The 17,923-nt window shown below is 59.4% G+C and carries 18 protein-coding genes; all 18 read left to right on the top strand.

All coding sequences use genetic code 11. The features are described 5' to 3' along the window. Nucleotides 1–7 precede the first annotated feature (7 nt). On the top strand, nucleotides 8–1,663 hold the full coding sequence (gene mshL, locus BLT77_RS01375) for a pilus (MSHA type) biogenesis protein MshL (protein WP_090360774.1): 1,656 nt from the start codon (nucleotides 8–10) through the stop codon (nucleotides 1,661–1,663). 2 nt (nucleotides 1,664–1,665) lie between these two features. Continuing rightward, nucleotides 1,666–2,583, top strand: coding sequence for an ExeA family protein (locus BLT77_RS01380; RefSeq protein WP_090360778.1), 918 nt, complete (start codon nucleotides 1,666–1,668; stop codon nucleotides 2,581–2,583). Continuing rightward, on the top strand, nucleotides 2,580–3,665 hold the full coding sequence (locus BLT77_RS01385; protein ID WP_090360782.1) for a tetratricopeptide repeat protein: 1,086 nt from the start codon (nucleotides 2,580–2,582) through the stop codon (nucleotides 3,663–3,665). Before BLT77_RS01380 ends, BLT77_RS01385 begins: the two co-directional genes overlap by 4 nt. Continuing rightward, nucleotides 3,662–5,416 (top strand): GspE/PulE family protein, encoded by a 1,755-nt coding sequence (locus BLT77_RS01390; RefSeq protein WP_090360787.1) that lies wholly within the window; start codon nucleotides 3,662–3,664, stop codon nucleotides 5,414–5,416. The genes BLT77_RS01385 and BLT77_RS01390 overlap by 4 nt, the downstream gene beginning before the upstream one ends. 1 nt (nucleotide 5,417) lies before the next feature. Next, nucleotides 5,418–6,635, top strand: coding sequence for a type II secretion system F family protein (locus BLT77_RS01395; protein ID WP_090360792.1), 1,218 nt, complete (start codon nucleotides 5,418–5,420; stop codon nucleotides 6,633–6,635). After that, the gene (locus BLT77_RS01400) at nucleotides 6,635–7,099 is read left to right on the top strand and encodes a hypothetical protein (RefSeq protein ID WP_090360797.1); all 465 of its coding nucleotides are present in this window, start codon (nucleotides 6,635–6,637) and stop codon (nucleotides 7,097–7,099) included. The genes BLT77_RS01395 and BLT77_RS01400 overlap by 1 nt, the downstream gene beginning before the upstream one ends. Nucleotides 7,100–7,197: 98 nt before the next feature. Continuing rightward, nucleotides 7,198–7,782 carry a prepilin-type N-terminal cleavage/methylation domain-containing protein gene (locus tag BLT77_RS01405; RefSeq protein ID WP_090360800.1) on the top strand — a complete coding sequence of 195 codons (585 nt, stop codon included), beginning with the start codon at nucleotides 7,198–7,200 and terminating at the stop codon, nucleotides 7,780–7,782. Between the two features lie 29 nt (nucleotides 7,783–7,811). Beyond that, complete coding sequence (locus BLT77_RS20545; protein ID WP_090360805.1) at nucleotides 7,812–8,309, top strand: type II secretion system protein; 498 nt, start codon at nucleotides 7,812–7,814, stop codon at nucleotides 8,307–8,309. An 87-nt stretch (nucleotides 8,310–8,396) separates the two neighbouring features. Next, nucleotides 8,397–8,870 (top strand): type II secretion system protein, encoded by a 474-nt coding sequence (locus tag BLT77_RS20550; protein WP_090360809.1) that lies wholly within the window; start codon nucleotides 8,397–8,399, stop codon nucleotides 8,868–8,870. Between the two features lie 27 nt (nucleotides 8,871–8,897). Then, nucleotides 8,898–9,380, top strand: coding sequence for a type II secretion system protein (locus BLT77_RS01420; RefSeq protein WP_090360815.1), 483 nt, complete (start codon nucleotides 8,898–8,900; stop codon nucleotides 9,378–9,380). Further along, complete coding sequence (locus BLT77_RS01425; RefSeq protein ID WP_090360820.1) at nucleotides 9,367–9,855, top strand: type II secretion system protein; 489 nt, start codon at nucleotides 9,367–9,369, stop codon at nucleotides 9,853–9,855. Before BLT77_RS01420 ends, BLT77_RS01425 begins: the two co-directional genes overlap by 14 nt. Continuing rightward, nucleotides 9,855–10,646: a PilW family protein gene (locus BLT77_RS01430; protein WP_090360824.1), complete on the top strand. Its 792-nt coding sequence runs from the start codon at nucleotides 9,855–9,857 to the stop codon at nucleotides 10,644–10,646. Before BLT77_RS01425 ends, BLT77_RS01430 begins: the two co-directional genes overlap by 1 nt. Further along, nucleotides 10,630–11,067: a hypothetical protein gene (locus tag BLT77_RS01435; RefSeq protein WP_090360829.1), complete on the top strand. Its 438-nt coding sequence runs from the start codon at nucleotides 10,630–10,632 to the stop codon at nucleotides 11,065–11,067. The genes BLT77_RS01430 and BLT77_RS01435 overlap by 17 nt, the downstream gene beginning before the upstream one ends. 52 nt (nucleotides 11,068–11,119) lie before the next feature. Next, on the top strand, nucleotides 11,120–14,755 hold the full coding sequence (locus BLT77_RS01440) for a DUF6701 domain-containing protein (RefSeq protein WP_143026529.1): 3,636 nt from the start codon (nucleotides 11,120–11,122) through the stop codon (nucleotides 14,753–14,755). Between the two features lie 215 nt (nucleotides 14,756–14,970). Beyond that, nucleotides 14,971–16,011: a rod shape-determining protein gene (locus tag BLT77_RS01445; RefSeq protein WP_028111456.1), complete on the top strand. Its 1,041-nt coding sequence runs from the start codon at nucleotides 14,971–14,973 to the stop codon at nucleotides 16,009–16,011. An 18-nt stretch (nucleotides 16,012–16,029) separates the two neighbouring features. Then, complete coding sequence (gene mreC / locus BLT77_RS01450; protein ID WP_090360834.1) at nucleotides 16,030–16,878, top strand: rod shape-determining protein MreC; 849 nt, start codon at nucleotides 16,030–16,032, stop codon at nucleotides 16,876–16,878. Beyond that, the gene (gene mreD, locus BLT77_RS01455) at nucleotides 16,871–17,353 is read left to right on the top strand and encodes a rod shape-determining protein MreD (RefSeq protein WP_028111457.1); all 483 of its coding nucleotides are present in this window, start codon (nucleotides 16,871–16,873) and stop codon (nucleotides 17,351–17,353) included. Before mreC ends, mreD begins: the two co-directional genes overlap by 8 nt. Nucleotides 17,354–17,363: 10 nt before the next feature. After that, nucleotides 17,364–17,918 (top strand): Maf family protein, encoded by a 555-nt coding sequence (locus tag BLT77_RS01460; protein WP_090361340.1) that lies wholly within the window; start codon nucleotides 17,364–17,366, stop codon nucleotides 17,916–17,918. Nucleotides 17,919–17,923 lie beyond the last annotated feature (5 nt).

Genomic DNA, 17,923 nt, shown 5'->3' on the forward strand with positions numbered 1-17,923 from the left:
GGAATCGATGACGGTTATCAAAGCACTTCCCCTATTGGCTCTGGTGCTGCTGGCGGGGTGCAAATCCCTGCCGGCGGATCGACAGGATCCTGCGGGCAGCAAGCAGGCCTTGAATCAAGCCATTGAGGAGCAAGCCGGGGCGGCGTCAACGGTGCAGCCGCCGATGGCATTACCAACCGAGATTGCCCAGGAGCTGGCGGCTTCGACTCCGATGATCCCCAAGCCGGCGGTACCGCTGATTGATGTGGCTGCCAAGGATGTGGACGCCCGGGTGTTTTTCTCCAGCCTGGTAGAGGGCAGCCCCTACAGTGTGGCCTTGCACCCCGGTGTGCAGGGCAGCATCTCGCTGAACCTGAAGCAGGTGTCGGTGGATGAGGTACTCAAGACCATCGAAGACATCTACGGTTACGACGTGCGTCGCACCGGCCGCGTGCTGCAGGTGTACCCCACCGGCATGCGCACCGAAACGTTTTCGGTCAACTACCTGTATATGCAGCGTAACGGCCTGTCGGTGACCAGTGTCAACTCCGGTGGCCTGACCGATGACAACTCGAACAACAATAACGACAACAACAACAGCAATAACAACAGCTCCAATAACTCGAATAACAACAATTCGGACAGCAGCTCCAACAGCAACAATGTTAACGGCACTCGGATTGAAACCCTCAACAAGACCGATTTCTGGACTGAACTGAAAGACACCCTGACCACCCTGGTGGGCAGCGGAAAGGGGCGCTCCGTGGTGCTGTTGCCCCAGGCCGGCTTGGTGACCATTCGCGCTTTTCCGGATGAGATTCGCCAGGTTCGCGAGTTCCTGACCACCGCCGAAAGTCACATGCAGCGGCAGGTGATTCTGGAGGCCCGGATTCTGGAAGTGCGCCTGAACGATGGCTACCAGCAGGGGATTCAGTGGAGCCTGCTGGATGACGGCACCGGTGCCGACAACGTCTGGTCCGGTGGCACCAGCGGCGGTACCTTCGGCAACGCGGTGACCGATGTGCTGGGTAACGTCACCGGCCTTAAGTTCAGCAACAGTGATTTCAGCGCGGTGATCAACCTGCTGGATACCCAGGGCGATGTGGACACCCTGTCCAGCCCGCGGGTAACCGCCACCAACAACCAGAAAGCGGTGATCAAGGTGGGTTCCGATGAGTACTTCGTCACCGAGGTGTCTTCCACCACCGTGGCCTCGACCACCCCGGTGACCAGCCCGGAAGTGGAATTGACGCCGTTCTTCTCCGGCATTGCCCTGGACGTGACTCCGCAGATCTCCGCCGATGGCCAGGTGTTGCTGCACGTCCACCCTTCGGTCACCGACATCTCCGAGCAGGTGAAAACCATCAAGGTGCTGGATGACGTGCTGGAACTGCCTCTGGCTCAAAGCGACATTCGTGAATCCGACACCCTGGTGCGCGCCAAGAGTGGCGACGTGGTGGTGATCGGTGGCCTGATGAAGACGTTGATGGAAGACGTGGAGTCAAAAGTTCCGTTCCTGGGCGACATTCCGGCGGTGGGCGAACTGTTTACCAACAAATCCCAGCGTGAGCAGAAAACCGAACTGATCATTCTGATCAAGCCGACAGTGATTGAGAAGGGGACCTGGGAGCAGCAACTGAAGCAGTCCCAGTCCCTGATCAACACCTGGTACCCGAACGAGTAACTATGTACCTGTATCACTTTGGCCTCAGGGAGTTGCCTTTCTCCCTGACGCCGAACACCCAGTTTTTCATGCAGATAGCGCCCCATGTGGAAGCGCTGCAGGTGCTGCATACGGCGCTGGCGGCGGGCGAAGGGTTCATCAAAGTGACCGGCGAAGTGGGGACAGGAAAAACGCTGTTGTGCCGCAAGATGCTCAATGAGTTGGGCAATCAGTACCAGATCGCCTATCTGCCCAACCCGTGCCTGAGCGCCGATGAGCTGCGCCGGGCGGTGGCCAGTGAGCTGGGGATCGCCCAGCAACAGGATCAGCATCGCCTGACCGAAGCCATCAGCCACCGGTTGTTGCAACTGGCCGGGGAGGGCAAGCGGGTGGTGTTGCTGCTGGACGAGGCCCAGGCCTTGCCCGACGAGAGTCTGGAAGCGCTGCGCCTGTTTACCAACCTGGAAACCGAATACGCCAAGCTGCTGCAGGTGGTGTTGTTTGGCCAGCCCGAGCTGGATCGCCGCCTGGCGGATACCCATTTCCGGCAGTTGCGTCAGCGCATCACCTTCAGCTACCAGCTGCGGGGACTGACGCTGCAGGAGACTTGTGCCTACGTCGAGCACCGGTTGGCCATAGCCGGTTATAAGGGGCAACCCCTGTTCAGTTGGCAGCAGATGGCCTGGCTGCACCGGGCCAGCAACGGCATTCCCCGGTTGGTGAACGTGCTGTGTCACAAAACCCTGATGCTGGCCTACGGCGCCGGTGTGCAGGGCAGAATCGACAACGCCATGGTTCAGGCGGCGGTGGCGGACACCGAGTCGGCCTATGGTCTGTTGCCCTGGTGGCGGGAAAACCTGTTGATGGTGATGTCGCTGATGATGCTGACCCTGGCGGCGGCCGGACTGGGGCTGAGTTTCTACCTGGAGGGTGGCCTGTGAGTGTAATCAACAAGATGCTTAAGGATCTCGACCAGGATCAACGCCAGCGCATCGTCGACCCGAACCTGGTGTCGATGCCGTCGTCGCCGACAGCCCGTCAGCCACGCAATTGGTGGTGGCTGGTGCTGGTCGCCAGCATGGTGGCGGTTGGCCTGAGTTGGTACAGCCTGTGGCCGCGCCTTAGCGACCGGGCGGAAACCCTGTTGGCACAGCCGCAGCCGCAATTGATTGCGGCCGTTCCGGTGACGGCAGAGCCTTTGCCGATGGCGCAAACTCCGGCTGTCAGCGAGGTTCCCGTGGCCGGAGACAGCGCCACGACCAATGAGCCGGCACCGAACAGCGTCCGTCAGCCGACGGTGCGAACCGAACCTGTCATCGAACCGGAGCAGCGCCGCGCCGCCACCATCGAGCAGACCCAGGCTCAGTCGCCCCGGCCGGTTAAGGCCAAGCCGGAGCCCACCGTCGTGGCCGCCGCGCCGGTGCTCAAACCCAAGCCGGTGATGGTGGTGACGCCGGCGGCGTTGACGCCAGAACAGCAAGCGCAGCAGTTTCTGTCCCAGGCGCAGCAGCGCCAGGGGGGCACCGACCTGCTTAAGCAGGCTCTGGCGCTGGATCCGCAGTTGCACCAAGCCCGGGTGTTGCTGGCCGAACGTCAGGCCGACACCGATCTGGGAACCGCGCTGGTGACCCTGGCCAAAGCCAGCCAGGCCTATCCGCAGCACAGCGAGTACCCTCTGCTGGCGGCAGAACTCAGTCATCAGGCGGGCCAGAGTGAGCAGGCCAAACTGTGGCTGGGGCAGTTGGCGAACAAGCCGCTGTCCTCCGAGTTGCTGGCCCGACGGGCCGCGGTGGCCCAGGGGTTGTCCATGTTGACCATGGCGGTCAGTGATTATCAGGCCCTGGTTCAGGCGCAGCCGGATCAAGGTCGCTGGTGGTTGGGGCTGGCCTACAGCCTGGATCGCATGGGGCAGTATTCAAAGGCGTTACCGGCGTATCAGCGGGCGGCGCGCACCAACACCTTATCGACGTCAGCCCGGCAGTACATTGACCAGCGGTTGAAGCAACTTGGAGAAGCGGGATGAAGCCTCAGTTAAAGCAGCGTCTGGGTGATCTGCTGGTGGGCCAGCAGATCATTAGCGAGGCGCAGCTCAACCAAGCACTGGAAGCCCAGCGCAGCGGCGGTCGCAAACTGGGTCGAACCCTGATTGATCTCGACTTTATCAGTGAAGAGCAGCTGCTGTCGTTTCTGTCGAAACAGCTGAACGTGCCCTTTGTGGACATCAGCGAACGTCGCCTGGATCCGGCGGTGGTGAAGCTGTTGCCGGAGATGCACGCCCGCCGCTTTCGTGCCCTGGCCATCGACGGTGACGACCACTCGGTGACCGTGGCCATGAGTGACCCGGCCGATCTGGGCGCCTACGACTCCATCGTCAGCTTGGTGGCGCCGCGTCGGGTGGAGCTGGCGCTGGTGACCGAAGGCCAGCTGTTTGAGGGCATCGACAACCTGTTTCGACAGACCGATCGCATCGCCTCCATCGCCGGTGAATTGCAGCAGGAGTACGAGCAGGAGCAGGAGTTCGATCTTGCCAGCATTACCGCCCAGGACGCGGATAACGAGGCCACCGTTGTCCGGCTGCTGAACTCGATCTTTGAAGACGCCATTCGAATTCGGGCATCGGACATCCACATCGAGCCCGGCGACAAAGAGCTTCGCATCCGTCAGCGGGTCGACGGCCAGCTGCAGGAAACCGTGCTCACCGAGTACGGCATCGCCAACGCCCTGGTGCTGCGGATTAAGCTGATGGCCAGCATGGACATCTCCGAGAAGCGGATTCCTCAGGATGGTCGCTTCCACTTCGAGGTGGGCAAGCACCAGCTGGATGTGCGGGTCTCCAGCATGCCGGTGCAGTTTGGTGAGTCTGTGGTGATGCGTCTGCTGGATCAGTCAGCGGGGCTGCTGCAGCTGGAACAGACCGGTATGCCGGCGGAGATCATTGCCCGAATCCGTCACCAGATCAGTCGTCCCCACGGCATGATCCTGGTGACCGGCCCCACCGGTTCCGGCAAGACCACCACCCTGTATGCGGTGCTGAACGAGCTCAACAAGGCCAATACCAAAATCATTACCGTTGAAGACCCGGTGGAATACCGGCTGCAGCGGGTCAACCAGGTGCAGGTAAACCAGAAGATCGGCCTGGGGTTCTCCGAGGTGCTGCGGACTACCCTGCGTCAGGATCCCGACATCATCATGGTGGGGGAGATGCGTGACCAGGAAACCGCCGAGATTGGTCTGCGGGGCGCAATCACCGGTCACCTGGTGCTGTCGACGCTGCACACCAACGACGCCATCACCTCGACCCTGCGTCTGATCGACATGGGGGCGGCCCCCTACCTGGTGGCCAGTGCCCTGCGGGCGATCATCGCCCAGCGACTGGTGCGCCGAATCTGTCCCCGCTGTGGTGAAGCCCACGCGCCGAGCACCTCTGAGCTGGCGTGGCTGCGCCACATTCAGCCCGATGTCGACCACGGTCAACAGGGTTATCGCAAGGGCCGGGGTTGCCAGTATTGCAACCACACCGGCTATCGGGGCCGTATCGGCGTATTCGAGATGCTGGAGCTGGATGAGCCGATGGTGGAAGCCCTGCGAATGGGCAGCCCGGAAGCCTTTGCCAAGGCGGTCCGCAGTAGCGGCCAGTTCCGGCCTTTGGTGGACAGCGCCCTCTCCTATGCCGCCTCCGGCATCACCAGCATTGCCGATGCCATGCGACTGGCGGAGGACGTCAGCGAGATCGCGGCGCCCCTGATTGAGCGGGCCCAGGAGATGAGGGACTGATATGGCCCAGTACAGCTATCAAGGCCGCGACGCCAGCGGAACCCAGGTTGAAGGGGTACTGGAAGCGGCCAATGAAAGCGCGGTGGCGGATCAGCTGATGCGGCGGGCCATCATTCCGCTGCGTATCGAAGAGAAGCGTGGCGGCGATGGCATCGACTGGCAGGCGATGTTCCGGCCCAAGGTCAAGATGACCGACCTGCAGATGTTCACCCGTCAGATGCTGTCTCTGACCCGCTCGGGCATTCCGCTGCTGCGGGCGATTAACGGCCTGGCGGACAGCAGCCATTGCAAGGTGCTGTCCAAGGCGCTGAGAGAGGTCGCCGGGCAGCTGACCTCGGGTTACTCGCTGTCGTCGGCGCTGAACCAGCACCCGCACGTATTCAGTGATCTGTACGTGGCCATGGTGCACGTGGGTGAGAATACCGGTCAGCTGGATCAGGCGTTTTCGCGTCTGTCTCAGCACCTGGAGATGGAGCAGGACACCAAGCGGCGCATCAACAGTGCGCTGCGCTACCCGATCATGGTACTGGGCGCCATCGCCATTGCCCTGGTGATACTGAACATCTTCGTGATCCCCGAGTTCGCCAAGATGTTTTCCAAGTTCGGCGCCGAGTTGCCGTTGCCGACACGAATCTTGATCGCCACCTCGGATTTCTTCGTCAACTACTGGCCGCTGTTGCTGCTGGGGATGATCGCCACCGTTATTGGCTGGCGTATGTGGCTGGCAACCGACTCAGGAAGGTTCAAGTTTGATCGCTTCAAACTGCGAATGCCCATTGTCGGCAGCATCATGGAGCGAGCCACCCTGGCCCGGTTTGCCCGCAGCCTGGCGATGATGCTGCGGGGCGGGGTGCCGGTCAACCAGTCTCTGTCTCTGGTGGCCGATGCGGTGGACAACCGCTTTATGCACGATCGCATCGTCGAGATGCGTCGTGGCATCGAAGGGGGGGAATCCATCACCCGTACCGCCAACCATTCACAGCTGTTTACGCCGCTGGTGCTGCAGATGCTGTCTGTAGGCGAAGAAACCGGAAGAATTGATGAGCTGCTCGATGATGCCGCCGAGTATTACGAGCGCGAAGTGGATTACGACCTGAAGACCCTGACCGCCAGAATCGAGCCGATTTTGCTGGTGATTGTGGCGGCGATGGTGATGGTGCTGGCGTTGGGTGTGTACCTGCCGATGTGGGACATGTTCAGTGCCTATAAGGGCCGCTGATGAGCCTTCAGCATGGGGTCGACAATCGATTGAGGCGGGACCTCATTCGATTGGCCAGCCTGATTTTGGTACTGGCTATCATATTGGCCCTATTAATGAATTGGCGGCAGGGAGAACCTAAAGTCGATCGGCAACTGGCTTATCTGATGCAAAGCCGGTTGGTGACCAGCGTCAACCTGGCAAGGGTGACCTGGATGAAGTCCGGCCGCCCTGGGCGGATTCGATGGCAACCGCCGGGGTGGGATACCGACCCGGTGTGGCTGGAGATGAATCATCGGGGCTGGCCACAGCCGCACGGAGAGTGTGGTCGCCTGTGGTCGGCGATGATGGGCACAGAGCTGTCGGGCGAGGCGGTAACTATTGACCAGGATGATAAAAATTGCTGGGTTAGTTTTAACTCCCATGCGCTTATAAGGTATCATTCGGCCACAGGAAGTGTCATTTTATTGGCAGGTGCCAAATAATTTGCACATTGTCGAGATAGATAGCTGTTTTTATGGGTTTATTGTTTAGATTTTATCCATAAAATGGAGTAAACGTTTTGAAACGGAAGGAAGCGAGTATGAAGAAGCAGAACGGCTTTTCCTTAGTGGAATTGGTGATTGTTGTTGTGGTGTTGGGGTTGCTCGCAGCAGTGGCGCTTCCCCGTTTTATTGACATTACTGACGAAGCGGAAGACGCCGCTTCCGAAGGGGTGGCGGGCGGTTTCGCCTCCGCCATCGGCATTACCCGCGCCCAGTGGGAAGTGGAAGGTCGCCCAACCGACGGTTCGGTGGTTCTGGGTGGCCAGACGGTGTTCGTCAATGACTATGGCTACCCATCGGGAACCAGTGGCCGGGCACCGACGGCGATGACGGCTGGTCGTTGCCTGACCGCGTTTGAACAAGTCCTGCAAGCACCGCCACGGGTTGAGTTGCTCTCCTCCAATGATGTGGCTGACGCTCGCTACGCCGTAGACGTGAGCGACGGAACCGGCGGTGAGATCGTGGTTCCGGGCGGAACCAACGTGACTGCCCTGGATGAATGCATCTATGTTCAAACCGCCACCCTGGACTTGGACAGCCTGCCAGCCTCTTTGGATCGCACGACCGGTAAAGGGTTTGTTTACAACCCGGGTACCGGTCAGGTTGTGAACTTCACCAACTAATTGATTTAATAAAAGACAGGATAGAGTTTATGCAAACACAACGTGGTTTTACCCTGATTGAGTTGGTGGTGGTGATCATCGTTCTGGGTATCTTAGCTGTTACCGCGGCACCGAAGTTTATCGATCTGCAGACCGATGCCCGTGTGGGTACATTAAACGGTGCTAAAGGCGCGTTGCAGGGCGCCAATGCGCTGGTGTATTCCAAGTCAGCAATTAACAACCTGCATAAACAAGCCGCCAGTGGTTCAGACACCGTTACTCTGTATGGCACGACGAAAGTGACTCCGCTGTTTGGCTATTTGAGAGCATCGAAAGATGATGTAGCCAATGCTGTCGAGTTGGACAGCAGCTGGGTGGTTGCTGTCGATGATGCGACCACTCCGACCAAAGTGTTTATCTACCCCTCAGGCGTCACCTTTGATAAAGATGAAACCGGTGAAACCGGTGCCAGCTGCCATCTGAGCTATACACCGGCGGGTTCAGAAGGCGCGTCACCGACCTATTCAATAGTGAAAGGTAAGTGCTAATTATCTTGGGGAGGCGCTCAGTCTTCCTGTTAAATTGTTGATAGCCCATAGCATCAACAAGATTGCTCGAATTAGGATGATATGAGAATGAAAAAACAATCCGGTTTTACCCTGATTGAATTGGTGGTGGTGATCATCGTTCTGGGTATCTTGGCAGTGACTGCTGCACCAAAGTTTATTGATCTTCAAAAAGACGCTCGGACCGCGACGCTGAATGGTATGAAGGCATCTGTACAGGGCGGTAACTCACTGATTTATGCCAAGGCCGCCATTGCCGGGATCGAAGACACCTCAGGAACCGTTGCTGATGTTGCAACTACTAAAGGTTACGCTGATGCCACTTATGCGGCGATCACCGAGATGGTCGAAGCTGAGTTTGGATCGGCTAAGTTGGCTTCAAAGACTGTTAAAGCGACTGCCGAGTGGGGCATTTTTGAAGATACGGCTAATAAGGCTGCAATTATTGTCCCTAAAGATCAGACTGCTGGCGGGACTTGTAATCTGACCTACACCAACAATGACGGTGCGGTTAGCTATGTTGTAGACGGCTCTGGCTGTTAATTAAAGTACTTCTGCTAATGACCTGCCATGGGTGAACAACAGAAAGGCTTCACGCTGATCGAGCTGGTTACCATCATCGTGCTGGTGACCATCCTTTCTGTTGCCGCCCTGTCCCGATTTTTAGGGGCGGATCAGTTCGCCACCTACACTACTCGTGATCAACTGCTGTCGGAACTGCACTACCTGCAGCAACTGAATCTGGCCGGCCAGAACTGCCAGTTGAACGTCAATGGCAACGGCTTCTGGCTGACCGCCACCTGCGGTTCCCCCTCAAAACGCGCCCGTCAGGAGCGCTGTGACTCCGGCGCGGTGATCCGCAACGGCGTCTGTCTCAACGACGGCGTCGCCCTGACCCTGGCCGGTGCCAACACCTTTACCCTGAGCTTTGACGATCTGGGCCGGGTCTCCAACTGCACCCTCACCGCCGGCCAGTGTCGTCTGACCCTGTCCGGCTCAGACAGGTTGTCGCTGTGCATCGAAAACCAGGGGTACATCCATGATTGCCCGTAAGCGCGGTTTTACCCTGATTGAGATGGTGGTCGGCATGGTGGTGCTGGCGATCTCGTTGGTGATGCTGTCGACCCTGATGTTTCCGCAGGCGGAACGCGCAGCGCAGGGGATCTACCAGGCCCGGGCCGCTCAGGCCGGCCAGGTGGTGATGGGTGAGTTGATGGCCAGGCAGTTCGACAGTGCTACTCCCAGCGGTGGCGGGGCGGTGACAGCGTTGAATTGCACCAAGGTGACACCGGGCACCGATCCCACCCAGTGGCTGTTTTTGGAAGACTTCAATGGCTATCGCGGCAGCGTCGATGACCTGCTCGGCAGCAGCAGTTACGATCGCTATCAGGTGGCCGTCGATGTTGGCTGCAACACCGGAGCCGTCGGCGCCACCGTCTGGTCCGGTGGCGCCAAGGTGGTGACCATCACCATCTCGGCCCCGGATGGCAGTCCCTACCCCTATCAACTCGTGCGGGGGAACTACTGATGCGTCAGCGTGGCTTTACCCTGATGGAGTTGCTGGTGACCATGTTGATTCTGGCCATCATCGCCATCGGCGTGACCAGTTTCATCAACTTCTCCACCCGCATCTACGTCGACAGCCAGCAGTGGGGCGATGCGGTGGCCCAGCAGCGCTATGGCATGCAGCGCCTCAGCCTCGAGGTTCGCGATGCTCTGCCCGGCAGCGTATCGGTGACCACCGGCGCCACCGCCCATTGCCTGAACTTCCGCCCCATCGTCGACAGTGGCCATTTCCTGGAAGCGCCGCTGCACAACAACCCTCAACAGATCTCGATTTTCGCCATGGACTGCTGCACCGCCGCCGGGTGTCAGGACTGCATTCCTGATGATGCCGGCGATCAGTTCGGGGTGGCGATCCTCGACGGCTACAGCGTGCCCAATCCGCTGCCCAGGTTCCCCAGCTCCAGCTGCAATGGCGATAACATCTGCACCCTGAATCTGGACACGGCCATGACTCAGGGGGATTTTTCGGTGGGTAAACGCTTCTATCTGGCCGGCGCTCCCATCAGTTACTGCCTGCAGAATAACGGCGCCCTGGTGCGCAGCAGCGGCAGTGAGGTCAGCACCATGGGCGAAGGCTACACCAACAACCTGGCCGCCTGTGATCTGAATGCCCGCAACAATGAGCAATGCCCTTTCATTGTGCAGCCACCGAGCCTGGCTAGAAACAACGTAGTGAAGCTGCAGCTGTGGCTGACTCAGGCCGGACAGAGCACCCGCTTTGCCCAGGAGGTGCAACTTGAAAACGTTCCCTAGCCGGCAACGTGGCAGCACCCTGATCATTGCCCTGTTTGTCATCGTGGTGATGCTGATGCTGGGGGTGGCATTGATGCAGATGCTGGAAAACCAGGACGACCAGATGCTGCTGGAGGTCAACGGCAGTCGCACCTGGGCGGCGGGCCAATCCGGCCTGGACTGGGGCCTGGCCCGGGTACTGAACCGGGGTGCCGAAGTTGCTGCCACCGCCTGTACCAATGCCGCCGGTACCCTGACCCCTGGAGCGGGCCTGCCTAACAACGGTGGCTTTCCCGGTTGCCGGGTGGAGGTGGCGTGCACCCATATGGCGTTTATGGTGGATGGCGTTGCCCGAAATCGATTTATGATTACCGCCGACGCCAGTTGCGGCCCTACTGGACTGACGGTGAATCGTAGCTTTGAGTCACAGGCGTTTGATTAATATGGTGGCCTTAGGAAGCGTTCTAATACACAGCTATCGGGGATTAAAGCCAATGAGGAAGCATGGATTGCGTGTCGGTATGGTGCTGGCCTTGCTGCTGTGCTTGCCCATGGCCGCGATGGCGAAACCGCACACGTTGATTGATCTGGATCCTCACCCCAGCGAAAAACTGAAAGTGGTCATCAACGAGATCAACGTCGATGAAGGCTACGTTGAGCTGTTTTTTAAAGAGACCCTCACTGACTCTTCGGGTTGGCAACTGCAGTGGGCAACCAATGGCAGCAAAATGACACCTAAGCAGTTGGACTGCAGCAATAACAGCTGCCGCGCCAACTCATTTAAAGTGATAACCGGTTTTAGCTTCCACCCTAATCATATCGAAGTGCTGCTGACGGCGCCGGCCAGCCCAAGCTGGTCAAACAATGAAGTGGTGCATTACGTTCGCTCCTCCAATAATGCCAATAGCATTAAAAACAAGCAGATCTGGAGCGTCGAGTCCGAGGTGGGCACCGACGTATTCAAAAACGGCAGCCTGAGTGACATCTGTGCCAAGCCCGATGGCAGCGTTCAGGATCCAGATTGGGGCGCCTGTTTACCCTCGAAAGGAACCTCCAATGACGGTGGCATTGTTCCCGAGCCGCCCTACATCCGCTTTGGCAATGTCGATCTCAGCTCCGGCAGTGCCACCATCACCTTCGACGGCTACGGTGGCAGTGAGGCGCCGCTGCTGTTCCTGATGCCGCCGATCGACCGCAACAACCTCGGCAGTCAGCCTCCCGCCTCGGTACGGGTCTCATCCATCAATACCAGTGGCGCCACCATCACCGGCTGGCGCCCGGATGGCGGTAATGATTCCGGAATAGATTCGGTGGACTACCTGGTGGTGTCCCAAGGGACCCAGACCTTCTATGACCAGGGTGGCGATCCCCTGGTGGTGCTGGAGGCTGGTGCCATCGAAACCTGTGACTACAAGGGCAAGGAGTCCAGCGGCACCCTGTGGAGTCCCTGCGACGGAGACGATTCTGATTGGGTGGAGTTCAGCCATGACTTTGGCGGGCAGTTGGCGGTGTTGGCGGAGTTGCAGAGTTACCGCAATCTGGATTGGCGGGCCCCCTTCTATACTGCGAGGGCGGAGCTGGCTTATACCTCCGGCGTCAGCCTGGGCCTGGAGGGCAGCGAGGTCAGCAACCTGTTCCGCCACAATGAGACCCTGGCCTGGCTGGCGGTCGAGGGCAGCGGTGTGGTGGAGATCAACGGTGAGTTGTTGCGGGTCGAAGCGGGCAACCATCTAACTAACTACAAGTTCAACAACAGCAACGAGACGACTACCCAGACGCTCGCCGTCCAGTGTGGCAATCAAAGCAACGTGAAGTTCTCTACCGCGTTCCCGGCACCGCCCTATTTTTACTCCAATAAACGTACCCGAAACGGTGGCGATGGCGGCTGGGCCCGAACCTGTCACGTCAACAAAAAAAGGTTTAACGTTGCGGTCGATGAAGACCAGCAGGCCGATAACGAACGCAATCACATGGGGGAGTATTTCAGTTATCTGGCCATTGAGGCGCCGTCGGTGGCGCCGCCGACCACGGTTCGTCTGCGTCATCCGGACACCGCCATCAACTGCGTCGGTGCCCAGGTGGTGGTGGAGCTGTGTAGCGACGCCAACTGCACCAGTTTCGATACCGGCGCCGAGCTGGTGGTCACCTTCACCTCCGACGTCGCCGGGCAGTGGAAGAACAGCCGTACCGGCCAGATCGGCAGCACCCTGTCGGTTCGCCACAACGACATCCTGACGCTGTGGCAGCCACTGGAAACCACGGTGACCCTGGGGGTCAGCAGCCACCCCTATCGGTGCCTCAGCGACAACGGCGATGCCGATTGCCAGGTGGGTTATCGGCTCAGTGGCTTGCTGCTGACACCGGATACGGCCGAGATGACCTCCTGTTACACCGGCCACCGGCTGCAGGTGGCGGTGGTGGAAACCGATACCAACAGCCCGCAACAGTGCATCGCCGGAGCCTCAGGCACCGAAACCGTGAACCTGAGCTTTGCCTACGAGCAGCCCTTGTCTCCCGAGGTGCAGGCGTCGCTGTTTGTCGATGGTCAGACGCTGTCCGCGGCGGTGCAGCAACCGCTGACCATGGACTTTAGAGTCGATGGCATCGACTCGGTGCCCATGCGCTACTTGGAAGCCGGCAAGCTGAAGCTGCTGGCGTCGATGACCCGGGGCGAAGGGGACGGTCAGGTCACCCTGACCGGCGAGGCCAGTTTTGACTGGCTGCCGGCCGGGTTCCACATCCGCGCCGACAACGACCAGTGCGACAGCAACTTCACCGGTTGCAAGCCCTACCGCAAGGCGGGTCAGTCGCTGCAGGTGGAGGTCAGTGCCCACTGCTGGGTCGCCAATGACGATGGCTCTTACGCCAATAACCCCGTCACCAGGAATTTCCGTCACGACGGCATCAAGATTAAGCCTGAGCTGGTGGCACCAGCCAACAACAACGCCAGCGACAGTAGCGACGACGCCGATGCGACGGCGGAAGTGACTGCCGGCGGCAGCGGCAGCGCCGATAAGATATTGGATGAAGTGGGGGTGTTCCGCTACGTGCTCGATGGCGGCGTCAGCTACCTGGGTGGGCAGATCGATGCGGCCAACTACAGCAGCCGCAACATCGGCCGCATCACCCCGGCCTACCTGAGCGCTGAGACCAGCAACACCCAACTGGAGGGGTATTGCGGCGACTTCAGTTACCTGGGCCAACCCATCGCCTTTAGCCATGCGCCGGTACTGACCGTGGTGGCCAAGGGCACCGGCAACAAGGTTACCAACAACTTCGACAGCGAGTTCTGGAACCTGGGCAACCCCCTGTCCAGCCTCAGTTACGCCACCAGTGTGGCCGGACTCGGTCTGCAAGACACCGGCCTGCCAGCGCTGGAGCGGGACAGCGGCGATTTCGACGGCTCGCGGGAGTTTGTCCTGAGCAAAGAGTGGCTGCGCTTTAGCCGGCCGGTGGCCGCCATGGCACCGGTGAACTACCACGTTGCCGCCGCTCCCAACCTGCAGATGAGCATCGACGAAGATGCCTTTACCATCAGCGCCGACAAGGTGTGTCTGGGCCAGTGGGGCAGTTGCGAAGGCACCAGTTTTGGAACCGATGTGGCCGGCCAACGGCAGAATTACGTGTTGGCACCGCAGCTGCGCTATGGCCGGGCGGTGCTGGCCAGCGCCTATGGCAGCGAGAACCAGACTCTGACCCTGCCGCTGATGGTGGAGTACTACAATGGCGCCAATTTCAGTGCCAACATCCTCGATAGCGGTTTCTATGCCGACGGCCGCGCCTATGTGGCGGCCTCGCCGGCCAGCTCCGGCCGGGTCAGCCTCAGTGGCAGCCTTGACCCCCTGCCGGCGACCTCGGGCAACGGTTACGTCAATCAGGGTGAGTTCGCCGCCCTGCAGGTGATCGGTACCGGGGTGGTGACGCCGACGCCGCTGACCCTGGAGTACCATCTGGAATCGCCCTTCGTGGCGCAGGGGCTGTGCTCGTTCCCCGGCCAGGGCTCGGAAGCGCCGACCTGGCTGCAGTGGTACTGGGAGTCCGCGACCACACTCAGCAACCCTAAGGCCTCGGTGACCCTAGGGCGTTTCCGCGGCCATGACAAGGTGATCTACCGCCGGGAAATTTTTTAATCCACCGTGGTGGCCGGCACTTAAAAAAGCTGCGTTTAATGGGCTGTTGAGTGTGCTTAAAAGCGCTAGCCGTCATAAAAAAGTAGTGCGCCGATTTTTCGACACTGTGAAATAAGCCATAACCCTAGTGCTCAAGCGGGTTGTGGATTGGTCAGGGCGTTGGTAAAGTTAGCTGATTTTCGCATTTCTTACCGTTTCGCAAACAGGGCTGGTACATGTTCAAAAAGCTTCGTGGAGTATTTTCCAACGACCTATCCATCGACTTAGGTACCGCCAACACTTTGATTTACGTAAAGGATCAAGGGATAGTCTTGAATGAACCGTCTGTGGTGGCGATTCGTCAGGAAGGGCCTAACGCCAAGAGCGTGGCCGCAGTTGGTAGTGCAGCTAAGCAGATGCTGGGGCGTACCCCTGGCAATATCAAGGCCATTCGCCCGATGAAGGACGGTGTTATCGCCGACTTTATGGTGTGTGAGAAGATGTTGCAGCACTTTATTAAGCAGGTGCATGACAGTGGCATTTTCCGTCCTAGCCCTCGGGTACTGATTTGCGTGCCTTGCGGTTCCACCCAGGTTGAGCGACGCGCCATTCGCGAGTCGGCCCTGGGCGCCGGTGCCCGTGAGGTGTATCTGATTGATGAGCCGATGGCGGCCGCCATTGGTGCCGGGTTGCCGGTTTCCGAGGCCACAGGCTCGATGGTGGTCGATATCGGTGGCGGTACCACCGAAGTGGCCATCATCTCTCTTAACGGTGTGGTGTACTCCGCATCGGCCCGTGTCGGTGGTGACAAGTTTGATGAGGCGATCATCAACTACGTACGCCGTAACTACGGCAGCCTGATTGGTGAAGCCACCGCCGAGCGCATTAAGCACGAGATCGGTTCCGCCTATCCGGGTGAAGAGGTACGCGAGATCGAAGTGCGTGGCCGTAACCTGGCCGAGGGTGTGCCGCGCAGCTTTACCCTCAACAGTAACGAAATTCTTGAAGCGCTGCAGGAGCCGTTGTCCGGTATCGTCAGTGCTGTGATGACCGCCCTGGAGCAGTCTCCGCCGGAACTGGCGTCAGACATCTCCGAGCGAGGCATGGTGCTGACCGGTGGTGGTGCCATGCTGCGCGACCTGGATCATCTGCTGCAGGAAGAGACCGGTATCCCGGTTGTGATCGCCGATGAACCTCTGACCTGTGTTGCCCTGGGTGGCGGCAAGGCGTTGGAGATGATCGACGTTCATGGCGGCGACATCTTTGCCGAAGAGTAAGCCGCAGGCCCCCGCTCAATGAAGCCCTTTTTTATTCGTGGCGCCTCACCGCAATACCGCCTGTTTATGGCGGTATTGCTTTCTCTCGCCCTGATTTTGGCTAACGATCGCCTGTTGCCGATGCGTTCTGCATTGGCCACCCTGGTCAGCCCGCTGCAGCACTTTGCCAACATACCGGCGGTGGTGATGGACGAACTGTCCACCAACCTCTCCAGCCGTTCCAACCTGTTGCGTGAAAATGAGCGCCTGCAGCAACGGCAGTTGCTGATGAGTGAGCAGTTGTTGAAGATGGCCAACCTGCAGGAGGAGAACGCCCGTCTGCGTGCCCTGTTGCAATCCTCCACCCGTCAGGATGCCCGCCGTATGGTGGCCGAGGTGATGTACGTCGATCGCGACCCGTTTAAAAATCAGGTGCTGATCGACAAAGGGGTGAACGAAGGGGTATACGTCGGCCAGCCGGTGCTGGACGACTCCGGCGTGGTGGGGCAGGTGACCGAGGTGTCGCAAACCACTGCCCGAGTACTGCTGATCGCCGATTTTACTCACGCCATTCCAGTGCGGGTGGCGCGCAACGACGTGCGGGCGGTGGCCAGCGGCAGTGGTAAGCTGGATCTGTTGCAGCTGACCAACGTGGCCATGAGCACCGACATCAAGGTGGGGGATCTGCTGATCTCCTCCGGTCTGGGGCGGCGCTTTCCGGAAGGTTATCCGGTGGCCATCGTGACTGAGGTGATGCGGGATGAGGGCATGACCTGGGCTCAGGTCTCGGCGGAGCCGGTGGCGCACCTGGATCGCATTCGTTATCTGCTGCTTCTGTGGCAGCAAGAGGTTCAGGGCCCGGCGTCCAAGGAGAGCTCCGATGGATAAGCCGCAGCGTTACAGTCTTATTTGGATCACCATTCTGGTGGCCCTGTTTTTACAAATCATGCCGCTGCCTCAGGTGGTGGCGTCCTGGCGCCCGGACTGGGTGCTGCTGGTGCTGGCGTACTGGACGCTGGCACTGCCTCACCGGGTCGGTATCTTTACCGCCTTTGTGGTCGGGCTGCTGCTGGATGTGCTGTTGGGGGCGACCCTGGGGGTGCGCTCGCTGGCACTGTCGGTGGTGATCTATCTGGTAGCGTTGCAATACCAGAAACTGAGGCACTTTTCCTGGGTGCAGCAGGTCAGCATTCTGGCGGGGTTGAGCCTGGCCAGCCATTTACTGGTATTCTGGGCGGAGTACCTGCACAGCGGCGTGTCGCTGTCGTGGGAATACCTTCGCCCCGTGGTCACCACTCCGCTGTTGTGGCCCTGGGTATTCTGGTTACTGCGGCGAATTCGACGTCACTATAAGGTGAAGTAACATGACACAGATTCAGTGTTTCCTGGCTTCCTCCTCTCCGCGTCGCAGAGAGTTGCTGGGACAGCTGGGCTATCGATTTGATTGCGTCAGCCCGCAAATCGATGAAACCCCGGCGGCCGGTGAGAGTCCAAACCAGTATGTCAGCCGTCTGGCGGCAGAGAAGGCACGGGCCGGCCAGGCGCTGGTCAGCCAGCCGTTGCCGGTGATCGGTTCAGACACCATCGTGGTGCTGGATCAACAGATTCTGGGCAAGCCTAAAGACGCCGAGGATGCCATGGCCACGTTGCAGCGCCTTCAGGGGCGTAGCCATCAGGTGATGACGGCCGTGGCCTGTGTTCAGGGCGATCGCATCGAGCAGACCCTGGTGGTCACCGAGGTGACGTTCTGTGCCATGAGCGAGGCTCAGATTCGTGCCTACGTCGACAGCCAGGAGCCGATGGATAAAGCCGGCAGCTACGGCATCCAGGGGTTGGGGGGCGCCTATGTGCAGGCCATCAATGGCAGCTACTCTGCCGTCGTGGGTCTACCTATGGTGGAAACCCGTCAACTTTTACAAAGCATTTAACCGGG

Source organism: Ferrimonas sediminum (assembly GCF_900100175.1).
Lineage (GTDB): Bacteria > Pseudomonadota > Gammaproteobacteria > Enterobacterales > Shewanellaceae > Ferrimonas > Ferrimonas sediminum.